18 protein-coding genes and 1 riboswitch are annotated in these 17057 nt (G+C 68.6%); of the genes, 7 read left to right on the top strand and 11 right to left on the bottom strand.

All coding sequences use genetic code 11. The features are described from left to right. Position 1 precedes the first annotated feature (1 nt). Entirely contained in the window at positions 2-124 is a 123-nt protein-coding gene (locus QM841_RS14540) for a hypothetical protein (protein WP_283332504.1), read from the bottom strand. 219 nt (positions 125-343) lie between these two features. Here QM841_RS14540 and QM841_RS14535 point away from each other — a divergent pair, with 219 nt between their 5' ends. Further along, the gene (locus QM841_RS14535) at positions 344-664 is read left to right on the top strand and encodes a serine recombinase (protein WP_283332503.1); all 321 of its coding nucleotides are present in this window, start codon (positions 344-346) and stop codon (positions 662-664) included. Between the two features lie 100 nt (positions 665-764). Here the strand turns inward: QM841_RS14535 and QM841_RS14530 are convergent, their stop codons facing one another. From QM841_RS14530 to bla, 4 genes are all read right to left on the bottom strand, one after another. Beyond that, positions 765-2585, bottom strand: a complete 1821-nt coding sequence (locus QM841_RS14530) for a zinc ribbon domain-containing protein (protein ID WP_283332502.1) — start codon at positions 2583-2585, stop codon at positions 765-767. Positions 2586-2588: 3 nt separating this feature from the next. After that, entirely contained in the window at positions 2589-2798 is a 210-nt protein-coding gene (locus tag QM841_RS14525; protein WP_283332501.1) for a recombinase family protein, read from the bottom strand. Continuing rightward, positions 2758-3177 carry a recombinase family protein gene (locus tag QM841_RS14520; RefSeq protein ID WP_283332500.1) on the bottom strand — a complete coding sequence of 140 codons (420 nt, stop codon included), beginning with the start codon at positions 3175-3177 and terminating at the stop codon, positions 2758-2760. Before QM841_RS14520 ends, QM841_RS14525 begins: the two co-directional genes overlap by 41 nt. Positions 3178-3333: 156 nt before the next feature. Continuing rightward, complete coding sequence (bla, locus tag QM841_RS14515) at positions 3334-4287, bottom strand: class A beta-lactamase (protein WP_283332499.1); 954 nt, start codon at positions 4285-4287, stop codon at positions 3334-3336. A 147-nt stretch (positions 4288-4434) separates the two neighbouring features. On the opposite strand from bla, the gene QM841_RS14510 reads away from it, so the two are divergent. Together QM841_RS14510 and QM841_RS14505 are read left to right on the top strand one after the other, a co-directional pair. Beyond that, positions 4435-5328 carry a LysR family transcriptional regulator gene (locus QM841_RS14510; RefSeq protein WP_283332498.1) on the top strand — a complete coding sequence of 298 codons (894 nt, stop codon included), beginning with the start codon at positions 4435-4437 and terminating at the stop codon, positions 5326-5328. After that, positions 5325-6233 carry a serine hydrolase gene (locus tag QM841_RS14505; protein ID WP_283332497.1) on the top strand — a complete coding sequence of 303 codons (909 nt, stop codon included), beginning with the start codon at positions 5325-5327 and terminating at the stop codon, positions 6231-6233. The genes QM841_RS14510 and QM841_RS14505 overlap by 4 nt, the downstream gene beginning before the upstream one ends. Positions 6234-6238: 5 nt before the next feature. On the opposite strand, the gene QM841_RS14500 is transcribed toward QM841_RS14505, so the two are convergent. From QM841_RS14500 to cobG, 3 genes are read right to left on the bottom strand one after another with little or no spacing between them, the layout of a single operon-like run. Beyond that, positions 6239-7741: a precorrin-2 C(20)-methyltransferase gene (locus tag QM841_RS14500; protein WP_283332496.1), complete on the bottom strand. Its 1503-nt coding sequence runs from the start codon at positions 7739-7741 to the stop codon at positions 6239-6241. Beyond that, positions 7738-8364, bottom strand: coding sequence for a precorrin-8X methylmutase (locus QM841_RS14495; RefSeq protein WP_283332495.1), 627 nt, complete (start codon positions 8362-8364; stop codon positions 7738-7740). Before QM841_RS14495 ends, QM841_RS14500 begins: the two co-directional genes overlap by 4 nt. A 24-nt stretch (positions 8365-8388) precedes the next feature. After that, positions 8389-9522, bottom strand: coding sequence for a precorrin-3B synthase (cobG, locus tag QM841_RS14490; protein WP_283332494.1), 1134 nt, complete (start codon positions 9520-9522; stop codon positions 8389-8391). Positions 9523-9528: 6 nt separating this feature from the next. Beyond that, a riboswitch (cobalamin riboswitch) is annotated at positions 9529-9671 on the top strand. 56 nt (positions 9672-9727) lie between these two features. On the opposite strand from cobG, the gene cobN reads away from it, so the two are divergent. The 3 genes from cobN to QM841_RS14475 all read left to right on the top strand — a co-directional run bounded on the left by cobN (position 9728) and on the right by QM841_RS14475 (position 14548). Further along, entirely contained in the window at positions 9728-13330 is a 3603-nt protein-coding gene (gene cobN / locus QM841_RS14485) for a cobaltochelatase subunit CobN (protein ID WP_283332493.1), read from the top strand. 32 nt (positions 13331-13362) lie between these two features. Continuing rightward, complete coding sequence (locus tag QM841_RS14480) at positions 13363-13758, top strand: PPOX class F420-dependent oxidoreductase (protein WP_283332492.1); 396 nt, start codon at positions 13363-13365, stop codon at positions 13756-13758. Between the two features lie 136 nt (positions 13759-13894). Continuing rightward, positions 13895-14548 carry a dihydrofolate reductase family protein gene (locus QM841_RS14475; protein WP_283332491.1) on the top strand — a complete coding sequence of 218 codons (654 nt, stop codon included), beginning with the start codon at positions 13895-13897 and terminating at the stop codon, positions 14546-14548. 57 nt (positions 14549-14605) lie between these two features. Here QM841_RS14475 and QM841_RS14470 read toward each other — a convergent pair whose 3' ends face one another. Continuing rightward, on the bottom strand, positions 14606-15190 hold the full coding sequence (locus QM841_RS14470) for a TetR/AcrR family transcriptional regulator (RefSeq protein WP_283332490.1): 585 nt from the start codon (positions 15188-15190) through the stop codon (positions 14606-14608). A gap of 79 nt (positions 15191-15269) precedes the next feature. On the opposite strand from QM841_RS14470, the gene QM841_RS14465 reads away from it, so the two are divergent. Continuing rightward, entirely contained in the window at positions 15270-16454 is a 1185-nt protein-coding gene (locus QM841_RS14465) for a DUF418 domain-containing protein (protein ID WP_283332489.1), read from the top strand. On the opposite strand, the gene QM841_RS14460 is transcribed toward QM841_RS14465, so the two are convergent. Both QM841_RS14460 and QM841_RS14455 read right to left on the bottom strand, forming a co-directional pair. Next, a complete protein-coding gene (locus tag QM841_RS14460; RefSeq protein WP_280784451.1) occupies positions 16423-16770 on the bottom strand; it encodes an ANTAR domain-containing protein in 348 nt (115 codons plus the stop codon). The two genes, QM841_RS14465 and QM841_RS14460, sit on opposite strands and share 32 nt — an antisense overlap. After that, a complete protein-coding gene (locus QM841_RS14455; protein ID WP_280784450.1) occupies positions 16767-16973 on the bottom strand; it encodes a hypothetical protein in 207 nt (68 codons plus the stop codon). Before QM841_RS14455 ends, QM841_RS14460 begins: the two co-directional genes overlap by 4 nt. Between the last annotated feature and the right edge of the window lie 84 nt (positions 16974-17057).

Here is a 17057-nt window from a genome sequence, read left to right as displayed (position 1 = left end):
TTCAGCCCTTCCTCTTTCGGACGATCTCCGTCGACTCCTGGGCCTTCGCCCGCTTCTCCGCCCGGCGCTCCTCGAGTGTGCGTGCGGACTGTTTCGAACTCTTGACGGCGGATTTGTCAGCCATTGTCGCTCCATCTTCGAGAGTGGCAACCACGAACTGATCCCGACCATACCCAGGTAAGTAGATAAGTCCACTTCGGTATCCGACTCGAACGTGGTGCCGAGCTGGAAGCATCCTTCCGTGAGATCCCAAGAACCGCAGGAACGCTCACGAACTTGCTTATTCCTGGGCGGTGGCTATGGTGCATGCAGGCATCAACGGCATCTACCGGAGGACTGAAATGTGAATGCAGCTACCGATCGTCAATGGGCGGTTCGTGACGCTGTTCTGCGTTGGCTTCTCGCGAAGACCACGGAAGGGTACCGAAGTCCGATTCTGGACGCGGATGCCATCGGTGAGACCGTTGGCTGGGCACCCGCGCCCCTGACTCGGGACGAAGTGGCCGATGCGTCGAATTACCTCTACCGGGAAGGGTATGCGACAGGGGTGCCGGTGACGGGTATCGGCATTCCGCGCCCGATGTTGACGGTGGCCGGGCGGCGCGTCGCCAAGACGGAAAGGCCGTTGCGCCGGGCGATGCGCGGTCACGACGTCGTGAGCTAGCGGCATCTCGCTCCGTCCGTCGACGCACCAGCTGTTGCGTCACCTGTGCAGACGAGAGCGAGGCGGTATGGGTGCACGAGACTGCCGTCGCCCGTAGCGTCTACATAGATCTCATACTTCCTACCACTGGCGTGGCTGGTGTTAGAGATGTATGTACTTCACGGCTACCCGTAACACGCTGCGGTGTTGCGGGTTTTACCGTGTCCCACACCGACGCTTGTGGCGCAGGAACAATCCTGGTCTGGTTCACCCCCACCCGGGGTGTCGCGGCGGGAGCACTACGACGGACACGGCGATGCCGCGGCCTGCTCGGAGTGGGACTCTTCTTGTCGCGGCATTGGCGCACCGGCGCATGCTCGATCACCCGGATCCGCGGATTCTCCCCGCGCTTGCGAACGGATTGTCCGCGTCCCAGCAATGCCCGCTTGGCCAGGTTCACGCCCGCGACATGGTCACGATGTCCGCCGACTTTGCACCGCGCACACCAGGCCCGATGGTAACCACCCGGCCGGATGAGAGGTTCGTTGCAGCCCGGACACAACGCCGAGGATCCTCGTGCTGGTACGGACACCACCGTCACACCGACACCGGCGGCGGTGTGGGTGAGAGCGTCGACGGCTTTGCGGCGGGCTGATTGCGCGGCCCGGTTATTGTTGACCCGCCCATGCCCGCGGGTTTCGAGAGTGGTGAGGTCTTCCACCGCGATCACGCTCGCGCCCGCTGCGGCAGCGAAGTCGGTAAGCTGGCGGCCGAAGTGAAACGCCAATTCCCGGTTGATCATCCCCCGCTTGGCACCCACTGCCTCGCGGTATCCATCGAGGACGGCGATCTTCGCCTCCAGCTGGGCGCGGACCTCGGGGGGTGCGGTCGCGGCGAGCCGGCGCAGGCGAGCCGCTTTGCGGTGCAGCAGCTGCCCTTCGGCCTGCAGTCGGGCCAGCTTGATCCCGAGGCCTCGGTCGTCGTACGTGAAACCCCGATAGTCCGAGACCAGACCATCCGGGGTTTCGGTGGCAACGGCGGCCACCCCGAGTGTGGACGGAGACCAGTCCACGCCCACCACGGTAGTTCCCGATGTCACATCAGCGGCTGGGACCGCTTCGGTGGCAGCGCACCGCAACAGCAGACCACGGTGGTCGACATCGAGGGTCGGTAAATGCCACTCGCGGATCGGCCGCCCGTGCAGGTGCCGTGGGATCGCGGCGGCCAGCCGGACTCGTCGCCACTGCGCGCGTCCTGTCGGGGCGACGGTGGTGGGTAGTGTGACCGTCAGCGTCATGGCGGCGTCGGTGACGGTGATGTGTGCGAGTTGTCGATCCGCTGCCGAAAGCCGAGCCATCGCCGAGGTTCGGGGTGGCGTCTGCACGTCGGTGATCCGCACCCGCGCGGACTGCGCTGCACCCGAGTCCGCGCCGTCGATCTGGCGGGTGCGGGCGAGCAATTGCCGACGGACTCCCCGCGCGAAACCCGACGGCACATACTCCGCAGCACCACTCGGTGCGCTCAGACGGCCGGTTTCCGAATCGAATCGGGCCGACAGCGACGCGATGGCGGTATCCCGGTAGGTCAGGGTCCGCAGCGTCGCCACAGCTTGCGCGGTGACCACGCGCGTGACTCGTGAGGGCGCGTAGACACCGTCCGGGTAGCGCGGGGTCCAGCCCAGACGCGCGGCCGCGACATGCCCGTGCTTCGGCAGTGCCCGGCCGTGGCTGTCACGACCGGTAGCGAGGACATCGAAGGTGGCCGGTTGCCACAGCCGTGAAATCAGCTCGGTTTCGGCACCGGAGATCAGGTCGAGCATCCACCCGACACGAATGTCGAGGTCGTCGAGTCCGATCGGCGCACCGGTCGCGTCATCGACAGCCAGGTAGGGGCGGGTGGTGAACGAGAACTGTCGCAGCGCAGTCAATCCGGTATCGGCCATCAGTTAGTCCATCTCCAACCGTGCTGCCGCGTCGCCCGGAAGAAGTCGACGTTGATTCTGCTTCGACCGCAATGGGTAGAAGCGGCCGGAAAACGAAGCGAGCACTGCCATGAAGTCATCCATCAGCTCCTCTACCAGCGACGTGTCCCCATGGTCACGCAGGACCTCGACCTTAACCCCGACCGCCGACAGGTACCGCTCGATCCACGCCACCGGAGAACCGCGCCAACCGATCCCGCCACACCACTCGCACCACCGTGAAGTGGCCCTTGGCTGCGTCCTCGAGCATCCGATTCAGTCCCGCTCGGGTCTCCCGCAGACCTGAACCACGATCCCTGTAGACCCTGTACACGGTGCCGGCGGCACTCTCACGCAGCATCCTTTCCTGATAGGCGAGCGAAGATTCCTGACCGGTCGAGCCGGACACCCGGCAGTACAACGCTTCCGCCCTGTCGGCTGGAACACTCTCCGGTGTAGGTCGACCCAGGTAGACGTCGAGATCCTCCCGATCGAAGACTCGCTGACCGGAACCTGTACGCCGAGAGGGTAACCGGCCCTCCGGCGCGGCCTTCCGGACACCCACCACCGACATGTTCAGGTATGCCGCAGCTCGCCGATGCGCATGATCCGACTAGCAACAGGAAGGATTAGGAAGTATTAGGAAGTACGTCAACAGTTGAGAGCCTTCGGCGGCGGGGGAGTCGGGCCGTCACAGGTCGGCCGGCTCCCCGCGCCTCGCTCAGATGGCTCACGGCGCAGTCAACCCTTCGATGACGGCCGCGGTGGTGTCGGCGATCGCCTGGTTGTTTCCCTGCGCGTCCTGCTGATTGGTGAGGCTGTCGGTGAGGATGGCGAGGACGACGGGTGCGCCGTCCGGACTCCACGCGACACCGGCATCGTTGGCGGTGCCGAACCCGCCGCCACCGGTCTTGTCGGCGGCAGTCCACCCGGTCGGCAGACCGGCGCGCATTCGCTTGTCCGACGTCTTGCTCGCCCGCATCCACTCGAGAAGCTGATCGCGGCTCGCCGCGTCGAGGGCGTCTCCGAGGAGCAGCGCCCGGAAACCCTGCGCGAGGCCGTTGGGTGTCGTCGTGTCCCGGGGATCGTCGCGGAATGCGGTGTTGAGTTCGGTCTCCCACCGGTCCAGTCGTGTGCTCCCGTCGCCGACGTCCCGGGCGAGTGCGGTGATCGCCTGCGGCCCGCCGATCTCCCGGAGTAGGTAGTTCCCGGCGGTGTTGTCGCTCTGCGTCAGCGCTGCTTCGGCGATCTGCCCCAACGTCATCGGGGTTCCGACCGCTGCGGCGGTGACCGGCGAGTTCTCGACGAGGTCGCCGGGTTCGATCACGACCGTCTTGTCGAGTGACGTCGATCCGTCCTCGGTCTTGCGCAGAACCGCCGCGGATGCGTAGGCCTTGAAGGTCGAGCACATCGCGAACCGTTCGTCGCCCCGGTGGCTGTAGACCTCGCCGGTCGCGGGATTGACGGCCGTCACTCCGATCCGGGTGGAGTACTGCGCCTCCAGGGCGTCGATCGTCGCGTCGAGGGGCCGCCGATCCGGCGCCGCAGCCACCGACGTGGTGGGCTGGGCCTGTTCCGCGGTGGCCGTGCACGCCCCGAGCAGCAGGGGCAGCGCCAGCGCGAGAGCGACGGCACCTCGGCGACCGGTGCGCCTGGGCTTCGGATGATTTCGGTGTGTGGGCATGGATCCAATGTCGGATGCGGACACTCATAGCGCAAAGACGAAAGCGGCGTCGTCGCGAGTCGGGTGCGCTATCACCCCAGTTCAGGACGACGTTTTATGCCAGGGAAACGGTGGCGTCGCCCGACGTGGGCGGTCGGAACTGGTTCAATGGTCGCCATGGACCTGCTCCGCCACCTCAGTTTCTTTGTCGCCGTTGCGGAGGAGGGACATTTCGGCAACGCCGCATCCCGGCTCGGGATGACGCAGCCGCCGCTGTCACAGGGAGTGCGGCGGCTCGAACAGCGACTCGGCGCGGAGCTGGTCCAGCGCAGTGCCCGCGGAGTCGGACTCACCGACGCCGGACGCCAATTGCTCCCGCGTGCGCGACTTCTCGTCGCCGACGCCGCCCGATTCGAGGACGAAGCGCACCGCATCGCCGGCGGTCGCGACGCGGTGGTGCGATGGGGTGTCCCGCACTCGGTGGCCGACGGTGTGGTGGTGCGGTGTGTCCGTGCCCTTCGCGACGCGGACGAGACCCGGCCCACCCGGGTGGTGACGACCACGGCGCCCACCACCGAACTCGTGGACGCCGTCCGTACGGGCAGTCTCGACGTCGCCGTGGTCGAGCATCCCGCGCTGCTCACCGGTCTCGACAGCGGGCCGGTGCTGAAGCTTCGGCGGTGGGTGGTGGTGCCGGACGACCACCCGGCCGCGGTCGCGAAGAAGGCACAGGTCCGGATGCTGCGCGGGCTGGCGTTGGCCATCGGTCCACGCTCGGACAATCCACCTGCCCACGACCTGTTCGTCGACTTGTGGCGGGTCCGGGGGCTGGACCCGGACATCGTGATCGCACCGGGTCCGCGAGAGATTCTCACGCACGTGGCCGCGGGCGGTCATTTCGGGGTGACGGCGACGGCACCGACGGTGATGCCGGGTGTGGCCTGGGTCGATCTGCTGCGCGAAGACCTCGCGCTGCGTCTGCGCATCGTCTGGCGATCGGGGACCGACGTCGCACCGTCCGCTGCCGCCCTCGACCGGGTGCTGCTGAGGGCCGATCGATGACCCCGCCGGCGGCGAAGCGGATCCGTGACGTCTTCGCCGACGCCGGGTGCACCGGATGGCTGCACGCCCGCCGCGTCGGGACCCCGACCGGCGACGCGGGTGACATCGCGGTCGGCGCGGACGACCTCGTGGTTCTGGCGTCGGTCTACAAACTTCCGCTACTCGTAGCCCTGTGCCGTGCTTTCGAATCCGGGGAGTTGTCGCCGACCGCGACCGTCCGGGTCAATCCGGCCGACTGCACTCCGGGGCCGACGGGGGTGTCGACGTTCCGTGATCCCGTCGTGCTGAGCTGGCGGGATCTGGCGATGTCGATGATGACCGTGTCCGACAACGCCGCCGCCGACCTCGTCCTCGGGCAGGTGGGACTGGCGAGCGTCGAGCGCACACTGTCCGAGCTGGGCATGACGAGCACGCGCATCCTCGGCGGCACAGCGGATGCGCACCGCAGCCTGGTGATCGACGCCCATGCGCACACCACCGCGGAAGCATTCGCGGCGCTGGCCGACAACGACGAGGCGTGGACCGTGTCCGCCTACGACCCGTCGTATGCGAGCGCGACGACTCCGCGGGAGATGACCTCGCTTCTCGACGCGATCTGGACCGGAAGGGCGGTGCCCGAGCCGCAGGGCGAGTTCGTCCGGCACGTGATGTCCGCGCAGATCTGGCAGCACCGCATCCGGTCCGGGTTCCCGTATTCCGAGGTGGACGTTGCCGGGAAGACCGGGACCATCGGCGCCATCCGCAACGAGGTGGCCGTCGTGACGTTTCCCGGTGAGATTCCCGTCGCGGTCGCCGTCTTCACCCGTGCCGCCCGAACCGACCCTGTACTACCGGTGGTCGACGCCGCGATCGGGCACGCCGCCCGGATCGCGGTGACCGAACTCCGCTCCGGCCGCGTCGACTGAGGTACTCAGCCCGGATAACGCCGGGGCGTGAACACCCTGGTCCCGTGTTCGTTCTCGACGACGGTCGTCATGGAGGAGCCCACGATGAGCAGGCAACGCATGTCGATCTCGGCTGGGTCGAGGTCCGCGAGCCGCACGACCCGCACCGACTCCTGCGCGCCGGCCACGTCGCGGCCGATGATCACCGGGGTGTCGGGGGAGCGGTGCTCGAGAACCAGGTCGCGCATCGCGGCGACCTGCCAGGTGCGCGACTTCGACGCCGGGTTGTAGACGGCGAAGGCCATGTCGGCGCTCGCAACCGCGGAGATGCGCTGCGCCACCACGTCCCACGGCTTGAGCCGGTCCGACAGCGACAGGACGGCGTAGTCGTGCCCGAGGGGCGCGCCGACCCGGCTCGCGACGGCGTTCGCGGCGGTCATGCCGGGTAGGACGCGCACGGGGACGCCGCGCCACTGCTCCTCGGCCGCGACTTCCAGCACCGCGGCGGCCATCGCGAACACACCCGGGTCGCCGGACGACACGACGGCGACGCGGGCGCCGTTCTTCGCCAGGTCGAGTGCCATCGCGGCGCGTTCGGCCTCGACGCGGTTGTCGCTGGAGTGGCGGCGCTGGCCGGGACGTTCGGGGACCCGGTCTATGTAGGGGCCGTAGCCGACGAGGTCGGTGGCGAGCGACAGTTCGTGCTGCACTTCCGGTGTCGTCCATGCCTGATCACCGGGACCGAGCCCGACGACGACGAGTTCGCCCTGCGGTGCCGCGTCGTCGCGGCGGGCGTTCGACGGGCTGGGCACGATGGCGATCGAGAAGTAGGGGACGTCGCTGTCCGAGACGTCGTCGGCGGCGTCGATCTTCTGCCTGGTCGTGCTGGCCCGTTCGACGTACCACGTCTCGTCGATGCGGCCGGAGTCCTTCAACGCCTGCCGGACGGCCGGGTAGGTGCGTCCGAGCTTCAGGATTGCGGCGGCGTCGGTCTCCCGCAGGCGCCGCGTCAGCTCGCCGGGCGGCAGCGTTCCGGGCAGGACGGTCAGGATTTCCTCGCCCTCGACCAGCGGCATCGCCAGTGCGGCGGATGCGGCGCTGATCGACGTGACCCCGGGAATGACTTCCGCCTCGAAGCGCTGCGCCAACCTCTTGTGCATGTGCATGTAGGAGCTGTAGAACAGCGGGTCGCCCGCCGCGAGGAGCGCGACCGAACGGCCGGCGTCGAGGTGGGAGGCGAGTCGCTGCGACGCCTCCTCGTAGAACTCGTCCATCGCCCCCTGGTAGCCGCCGGGATGGTCGACGGTCTCGGTGGTGACGGGGTAGACGAGGTGCTCCTCGATCTGTCCCTCACGCAGGTACGGCGCCGCGACCGCGCGGGAGATGCTCTTGCCGTGCCGGGCGCTGTGGAACGCCACCACATCGGCCTCGGCGATGACCCGCGCGGCCTTGACCGTCACCAGTTCCGGGTCACCCGGTCCGATGCCGACGCCCCACAATTTGCCGGTCACGCGCTCTTCGGAGCTCATTCGACCTCGCTCGCAATCGCATTCAGTGCCGCAGCCGTGATGGCACTGCCACCCCGGCGGCCGCGGACCACCAGATAGTCGAGTCCGCCCGGGTGCTCGATCAACGCTTCCTTCGACTCCGCGGCACCGATGAAACCGACCGGACCGCCCACGATCGCGGCGGGCCGGGGTGCACCGGATTCGATCATGTCCAGCAGGTAGAACAAGGCGGTCGGGGCGTTGCCGATCGCGACGACGGCACCCTCGAGTTTGCTGCCCCACAATTCCAGCGCGGCCGCAGAGCGGGTGTTCCCGATCTGCTCCGCCAGCACCGGGACCCGGGGGTCGCGCAGGGTGCAGAGCACCTCGTTGTCTGCGGGGAGACGCTTCCGGGTGACGCCTGCCGCCACCATCTGCGCGTCGCACAGGATCGGGGCGCCGCCCGCCAGCGCCGCGCGGGCGGCCTTCACGACGCCGGGGGTGAACGCGACGTCGTCCACGAGGTCGACCTGACCGCTCGCGTGGATCATGCGGACCACGGCCTGTGAGACGTCCTCGGGAAAGGCACTGAGATCCGCCTCGGCGCGGATCGTGGCGAAGGACTGGCGGTAGATCTCCGCGCCGTCTCGGATGTACTCGATCATTCGCTCACGATAGAGGCACCGCGGTCACGGCTCCTCCACCCGGTAACCCGTCTCCGTGGCGACGACGTCGGCGACCTCCCCCTTGGGTCGCCCGCAGCACCGCTCGCAGCCCGACCAGTGCTGCCTGCCCTCCACCGGGAGTTCACCGCGCGCGACGGCATCCCGCGCGTCGGACCGCACGTCGGCGAGCGCCTTCTCGCATCCGGGCTGCCCGGTGCAGGCACTGACGTTCAGCCAGGGGGAGTTCTCGTCGAAGATCAGGCCCATCGGGGCGAGGACCCGGACGACCTGCTCGGCGGACCACTCGTCGAGATCGCACAGCAGCACCGATTTCCACGGCGTGACGACCACCGGCTTCTCGACGGCGGCGAGGAACTCCGCCAGCCGGGCGTCGAGGATCCCGAACGCGAGACCGCCGCCGAGGGTCACGTTGCCGTCCGGTTGGTCCAGCCATCCGATCGGTGCCCGATGCTCGTCGAACCCGCTCACCGGGTCGGCGGTCGGTGCGAGCGTCAATGCCGACAGGGTCCGTTCGACCCCGTCGGCGATCTCGGACAGCCGCCAGTGCTGATCACGCAATTCCAGGAAGACGCGGGCGGCGTCGAGGAGCACCGCCACCGATTCCGTCGTCGTGATCCGGGCGCCGCTGTCGCGACCGGCGAGAACCAGGGCGACCTCCGTCTCGCTGACCGCATGGACGCCGAAATCGCCGCCGAGCGCCGACACGTCGCCGCGCCCATCGTCGAGAGTGAACAGGGTGCGGCCGGGGAGGTCCGCCAACGCGGAGTCCGCGCACAACGTCCGGTCGAGTTCGTCGACCAGATCCCGCAGATCCGCGAGACCACCGATCCGGCCGGTCAGCGGCGAGACGAGGATGTTGCGGACCCGCTCGTGCGTCTCCGACGGCAGGAGACCTGCGTCGGCGAGGCGCCGGGCGAACTCCCGCGGGTCGCGGACCGCCCGCAGTTGCGCGTTGCCGCGGGAGGTCAGTTCGATCTCGCCGTTCCCGAGGTCGCGGGCCGATTCCGCGAGGGTCTGCAGCTGGGTGGAGGTCAGCACACCTCCGGGAAGGCGCACGCGCGCGAGCGCGCCGTCCGCGGCCTGGTGGACCTGCAGCGCGCCGGGGCATGCATCGGGGCGGGAACGGGAGTCGACCATGGTCCCAGGTTACGTCCGGCCCCGGGTAGCATCTCCAGCACTTGCGACAGCAGGAGAGGAAGCCGGTGAAAATCCGGCGCGGTCGCGCCACTGTGAGCTCGCCGAAACCGGTGGGCGAGCCAGACCCTCACCTGCCGTCCTCCGACCTACGGTTCCGCACAGAACCACTGCCACGGGGCGCGACACCCCCAGGAAGGCTCCACACGTGATCCTGCTGCTCTCCACCTCCGACACCGACCTGCTCAGCGCACGCGCCAGCGGGGCGGACTACCGCTGGGCCAACCCGGCACGGCTGCTGGTCGAGGAGGATCTGCCGGGACTGCTCGACGGCGCCGACCTGGTCGTGGTGCGCATCCTCGGCGGCCGCCGGGCGTGGGAAGAGGGCCTCGACGCGGTCCTGGCCAGCGGACTGCCCGTGGTGGTCCTCGGCGGCGAGCACGCCCCGGACGCCGAGCTGATGGAGTGCTCGACGGTCACCGCCGGTGTGTCGGCGGAGGCGCACAACTATCTCGCCGAGGGCGGCGCCGACAACCTCGCCCAACTGCACCACTTCCTGTCGGACACCGTGCTGCTGACCGGTCACGGTTTCGAGGCGCCTATCCACCTGCCGAGCTGGGGCGTCGCGCCGTTCGCTCCCGCTGCGAACCCGGACCGCCCCACGATCGCCGTTCTCTACTACCGCGCCCAGCACCTGGCCGGGAACACCCGCTACATCGAGGCGCTGTGCGACGCCGTCGACGCGGCGGGCGGCACCCCGCTGCCGATCTTCTGCGCGTCGCTGCGCACCGCCGAACCGGAGTTGCTGAACACTTTGCGCCGGGCGGACGCGATGGTGGTCACCGTGCTCGCCGCCGGCGGCACCAAGCCGGCCGGGGTCTCGGCAGGTGGCGACGACGAGGCGTGGGACGTCGCCGCGCTGGCCGCGCTGGACGTGCCGATCCTGCAGGGTCTGTGCCTGACCAGCAGCCGTGAGTCGTGGGAGTCCAACGACGACGGATTGTCGCCGCTCGACGTCGCCACCCAGGTCGCGGTCCCCGAGTTCGACGGTCGGCTGATCACGGTGCCGTTCTCGTTCAAGGAGATCGACGCCGACGGTCTCTCCACCTACGTTCCGGACGCCGAGCGCGCCTCCCGGGTGGCGGGCATCGCCGTCCGGCACGCCCGACTCCGGCACATCCCCGCATCCGACCGCCGGATCGCTCTGATGCTGTCGGCGTACCCGACGAAGCACGCCCGCATCGGCAACGCCGTCGGTCTCGACACCCCGGCCAGTGCGATCCGGTTGCTCACCGAGATGCGGACCGCCGGATACGACCTCGGCCCGGCGGACGGGCCGGATTCCGTGCCGGGTCTCGCCGCCCAGGACGGCGACGCGCTGATCCATGCCCTCATCGCCGCCGGCGGACAGGACCCGGACTGGCTGACCGCGGAGCAGCTCGAGGGCAACCCGATCCGGATCTCCGCCGCCCGCTACCGCGAGTGGTTCTCGGCGCTGCCCGCGGAACTGCGCGAGGGCGTCGAGGAGCACTGGGGACCGGCGCCGGGCGAACTGTACGTCGACCGCTCGCAGGATCCTGCCGGTGAAATCGTGATCGCCGCAATGCAGTTCGGGAATCTCGTGCTGATGGTGCAGCCGCCGCGCGGGTTCGGGGAGAAGCCGGTCGCGATCTACCACGATCCGGACCTGCCACCGAGCCACCACTACCTCGCCGCCTACCGGTGGATCGCCGCGGACGCCGCCGCCGGCGGTTTCGGCGCCGACGCAGTCGTCCACCTCGGCAAGCACGGAAACCTCGAATGGCTGCCCGGCAAGACGCTCGGCATGTCCGCGTCGTGCGGCACCGACGCCGCGCTGGGCGACCTGCCGCTGATCTACCCGTTCCTGGTCAACGATCCGGGCGAGGGCACGCAGGCCAAGCGCCGCGCCCATGCGACGCTCGTCGATCACCTGATCCCGCCGATGGCCCGCGCCGAGAGCTACGGCGACATCTCACGACTCGAGCAGCTCCTCGACGAGCACTCGAACATCTCCGCGCTCGACCCGTCCAAGCTGCCTGCCATTCGCCAGCAGATCTGGACGCTGATGCGTGCCGCCAAGATGGATCACGACCTCGGACTCGAGGAGCGGCCCGACGAGGACGTGTTCGACGACATGCTGCTGCACGTCGACGGCTGGCTGTGCGAGATCAAGGACGTCCAGATCCGTGACGGCCTCCACATCCTCGGTGCGGCCCCCCGCGACGACGCCGAGGTCGAACTGGTGCTCGCGATGCTGCGCGCCCGGCAGATGTGGGGCGGCGAGCAGAACGTTCCCGGACTCCGGGAGGCGCTCGGCCTCAGCGAGGACGGCGACGAATCCCGCACCCGCGTAGACGACATCGAGCAGCAGGCGCACGCACTGGTGCAGGGGATGCACGACGCCGATTGGGAACCTGAGGCCGCCGACACCCTCACCGACGATGTCACCGTCGCGAAGATCCTGCGTTTCGCCGCCACCGAGGTGGTGCCCCGGCTTCGCGAGACCGACAACGAGATCGCCCAGGTGCTGCACGCGCTCGACGGCGGATTCATCGCCGCCGGGCCGAGCGGTTCGCCGCTGCGCGGGCTGATCAACGTGCTCCCGACAGGCCGCAACTTCTACTCCGTCGACCCGAAGGCCGTGCCGTCCCGGCTCGCCTGGGAAACCGGCCAGGCGATGGCCGAATCGTTGCTGGACCGCTACAAGTCCGATCACGGTGAGTGGCCGCGCTCGGTGGGCCTGTCCGTGTGGGGCACGTCCGCGATGCGCACCTCCGGCGACGACATCGCGGAGGTCTTCGCGCTCCTCGGTGTGCGCCCGGTGTGGGACGAGGCGAGCCGCCGCGTGGTGAACCTCGAGGTGATCGACCTCGAGGAACTCGGCCGGCCGCGCATCGACGTCACGGTCCGGATCAGTGGCTTCTTCCGGGACGCGTTCCCGCACGTCCTGGCGTTGCTGGACGACGCCGTCCGGCTCGTCGCCGCGTTGGACGAACCGGCGGAGAGCAACTTCGTCCGCGCCCACGCGCAAGCGGATCTCGCCGAGCACGGCGACGAACGGCGCGCGACCACCCGCATCTTCGGGTCGAAGCCGGGCACCTACGGGGCCGGGCTGCTGCAGCTGATCGATTCCAAGAGCTGGCGCGGCGACGCCGACCTCGCCGACGTGTACACCACGTGGGGTGGTTTCGCATACGGCCGCGGACTCGACGGTGCGCCCGCCGCCGACGACATGCGGACCGCGTACCGTCGAATCACCGTGGCGGCCAAGAACACCGACACCCGCGAACACGACATCGCAGACGCCGACGACTACTTCCAGTACCACGGCGGAATGGTCGCGACCGTGCGGGCGCTCACCGGAAAGTCGCCCGAGGCGTACATCGGCGACAGCACCCGTCCGGAGTCTGTGCGCACCCGAACCCTGTCGGAGGAGACGTCCCGAGTGTTCCGCGCCCGCGTCGTGAACCCGCGGTGGCTCGAGGCGATGCGCCGCCACGGCTACAAGGGTGCGTTCGAGATGGCGGCCACCGTCGACTACCTGTTCGGATACGACGCCACCACCAACGTCGTCGCCGACTGGATGTACGAGAAACTCGCCGAGTCGTACGTGCTCGACGACCAGAACCGCAAGTTCATGGAACAGTCCAACCCGTGGGCCCTGCACGGCATCGCCGAACGCCTGCTCGAGGCGGCCGAGCGGGACATGTGGGAGCACCCCGACCAGCAGACCCTCGACGGCCTGCGGCAGGTGTATCTCGAGACCGAAGGCGAACTCGAAGGGGACTGACCCACCGTCCGGGCTTCGCGGTTCGGTCTAGCATGGGGCCGGTGACCACAGAATTCGACCGGGTGTCGTCCGCGAAGTATGTCCTGCTCACCACGTTTCGGAAAGACGGCACCCCGGTGGCGACGCCGCTCTGGGCCGCCGCCGACGGTGAGCGTCTGCTGATGTGGACGGTCACCGACTCCTACAAGGTCAAACGGATCCGCCGCAACCCGGAGGTGACGGTGGCTGCGTGCGATGCTCGCGGCAAGCCGAAGGGGCCCGAGGTTCCCGCCCGCGCCGTCATCCTCGACGCCACCGACACCGATCACACGCGGGACGTGATCGCCCGCAAGTACGGCATCCTCGGCTGGCTCACGATGAAAGGCAGCCTCCTGCGCCGAGGAAAGACCGGCACCATCGGGCTCGCCGTCACGGCCGACGACCGGTAGGCAGGGGCCGCCATCGAACCGAGAACGTGATCCGAACGCGGCGTCGTCGAACAGTCGGTTGCCGAAACCGTCCAGGCGGCGGGCAACAATAGGTCTCGTGATCGGCTGAACGAGCCAACGAGTTACGGTCACGAGTATGCCGAGAGAGACGCGCGACTCGGAGGAGCGTCCCTATGTCGTCGCTCATGTTGCGGTCGCCCTGGACGGGGCCACGACGGGCTTCGAGCCGGATGTGGGCCGGTTCTACGAACTCGCGGCGACCTGGAGAGAAGACGTGACCCTGGTGGGGGCGGACACGATGCTGGCGCAGGAGCAGGCGTTGGCTGCCGCTCCCCGCCCCGGCCCGCTCGAGGGCGGGCCGCTGCTGGCCGTTGTCGACAGCCGGGGACGCGTCGACGACTGGGTGTGGGAGGCGCTGCGGGACGTCGGACACTGGTCGGAGGTGCTCGCTTTGCACGCCGAGGCCACCCCGCCTCGCGGAGGTGGCCGACCGGTGCAGGAGTTGGTGACAGGTACCGAGCGTGTGGATCTGGCTGCTGCTCTGGAGATCCTCGGCGGGCGCGCCGGCGGCGAGGTCGTGCGGGTGGACAGCGGGGGTGCGCTGATCGGCGTCCTGCTCGGCGCTGGGTTGCTGGATGAGGTGAGCCTGCTCGTCCACCCCCGGCTGCCTGGTGTGCGGACACATCGTCTGTGGCACGGATCGGCACCGGCAGCGATCCGGTTCGACCTCATCGCGAGCCGTGCCTTCGAAGACGGCCTCGTCTGGCTCCGCTACCGGCCCGCGCGATGAGGGGGCGGGTCGCCTCTTCGCGGAACGGGTATGTGGCACCGCATCTTCGGTGACCGGTCAGGCGAGTGTGCGGAGATGGTCGGCGATCATGCGCTGAGCGGTGTCCGGGGTGTCGGTGTCGCCGAGCAGAACGTGCATCGCGGCGCCGTCGACAAGTGCGTGCAGGCGCATCGCCTCGGTGTCGACGTCGATGTCCGGCGCGATCAGGCCCCGTTGAGCGAGGCCGGTCAGGATCGCGGCGCAGGCACCGCGGAGCTGCCGTTGGGCGTCGAGGGCGATCTCCTTCAGCAGGGGATGGGCGGGGCTTTCCGCGACCAGGGCCAGGTTCACTTCCATTTCGCAGCGTCGGCGGTCGTCGAGGGGGAGGACTTCGTCCAGCACCGCGAGAGCGCGCTGCCACGGGTCGGTGATCGAGGCGTGGGTCTGTGCTCGTTCGCGGACACGCGTTGCGACGAGCCGCATCGAATAGGCGAGGAGTTCGGCCTTGCTGGCGAACACGTGTCGGAGCGATCCGCTCGAGATTCCGGCCTCCGCGGCAACATCCCGGACGGACACGGCGCCGATGCCCTCGCGTTGGATCACCCGCCACACGGCCTCGGCGATCTCGTGCTGCCTTCGGTCGTGGTCGATGAGCTTCGGCACTCTGCCATGTTAACACGACCGTGTTAGCATGAGCGCTTGCTAGCACGATCGTACTAACAAGTACTGGAGGGCTGAAGGCATGACGTCGCTGTCGAGTTCCCACCGCTATGCCGCGCTCGACGTCATGCGCGGTGCGGCCATCCTGGGCACTCTCGCCACCAACATCTGGATCTTCACCAACGTCGGGGGTCTGGTGGGGTATATCAACGGCACCGGACGAGCCACCGGCGGATGGGCCCCGGTGCAGGCGGTACTGCAGCAGTTCGCGCAGGGCAAGTTCCTCGGCCTGCTCACCATCATGTTCGGCATCGGACTGGTCATTCAGCAGCGCTCCGCGCAGCGACGGGGCCGGCGGTGGCCGGGCGGCTACCCGTGGCGTGCGGGGCTGCTGATGCTCGACGGAGCACTGCATTTTCTGCTGTTCACCGAGTTCGACGTCCTGATCGGATACGCCCTCACCGGATTGATCGTCGCCTTCATCCTGACCACAGGCATTCGCGCGCAACGCGTCTGGGTGGCGTGTGCCGTGACCGTCCACGCGGCGATGCTCGGCCTCGTCGTCGCGGCATTGTCCTCGGCGCCCGCGCGGGAGCCCCAGCCGCTGTCACCGAACCCCTATGCGGACGGCAGCTTCTGGGATCTCGTCGTCTTCCGCGCCGACCACGTGTTGCTGTTCCGACTCGAGGTGCTCTTCATCTTGCCGCTGTCGATCGCCCTGTTCCTCGTCGGCGCACACCTCTACGGTGCGCGCGTCCTCGACCCGGACCGCGGCGACTTGCGTCGGCGCCTGATGGTCGCGGGCCTGGCAATCGCACTTCCGCTGGACTTCGCGCTCGGATTGTTCGGCGGAGACGTAGGCCTGATCCTCGGCAGGTACGGGACCGCTCCGGTGGTGGCGTTGGGGCTACTCGCCGCGATCGCGCACCGCTACGCCGACGGACGCGAACCCGGCCCGGCCGGTCGGGCGCTCTCGGGAGTCGGCCGCACTGCGCTCAGTTGCTATGTGCTGCAGAACATCCTGTGCTCGATCGTCTGCTACGGCTGGGGATTCGGCCTCGCGGCCCGGTTGAACGGCGCCACCGTCGTTCCGGCGACCATCGTGTTGTTCGGTGCCGTCTCGGCGACGCTGATCGTCGTGTCACGCCTGTGGTTGCGGCGGTTCGATCGGGGGCCACTCGAAGGGCTCACACACCGGGGCTACCAGCGTCTCACCCGGGCGGACAGGAACGGTGTCACCGCGCCAGTAGCGTCGTCCATTCCTTGAACTCGAGGGCGTACGACGGTGCGGGCGTCGTCACGGAGGGGCACGGCTGTCGCCGAGTCGCCAACTCCACCAACGACTTCGCTGCCCGCATCACGCTGACGTGATGATGCCGGGAGACGTCGAGCAATTCCTCGAACGCCTCGGCGTCGCCGTAACCGCGGGTGGCGATGAGGATGCCTTTCGCGGTGGCGAGAACCTCGCGTCCGTCGGGGTGACGGTGCGGAATCGGATGTGCGGGCGGTGCGGCCTCGAGTACGTCGTTCGACACGGTGATCTCCTGGGTTGTGGTGCTTCGCTGATGTCTGGGCGCGGTCATACCGCCGCCACCATCAGTGCCGTGGCGAGGGCGACGATCAGTCCTCCCGTCGCGGCGGCGAGAACTGAACCGGTGATGATGCCGATTCCGGTGGCGCAGACGAGGCAGACGAACGTCGTCAGTGCCACGTCGGCGAGAGCGAACCGTCTCGTGACCTTGGTGTGGTCGTGGAGCAGTTCGCGGGTGGTGGTATCGGAGTGCATGAAACCTCCTGGTCAGACGGGCAAGGGACGTACTCGGCGCATGCGCCGGCCACGCGGCGCTACGGTGAGTTTCGGCCCCGTTCT

The sequence above is a fragment of the Rhodococcus sp. IEGM 1307 genome, from assembly GCF_030056915.1.
Taxonomy (GTDB): Bacteria; Actinomycetota; Actinomycetes; order Mycobacteriales; family Mycobacteriaceae; genus Rhodococcus_F; species Rhodococcus_F opacus_D.
Note: the sequence above shows the minus strand (reverse complement) of the source record. Positions and strands in the feature narration are given on the sequence as shown.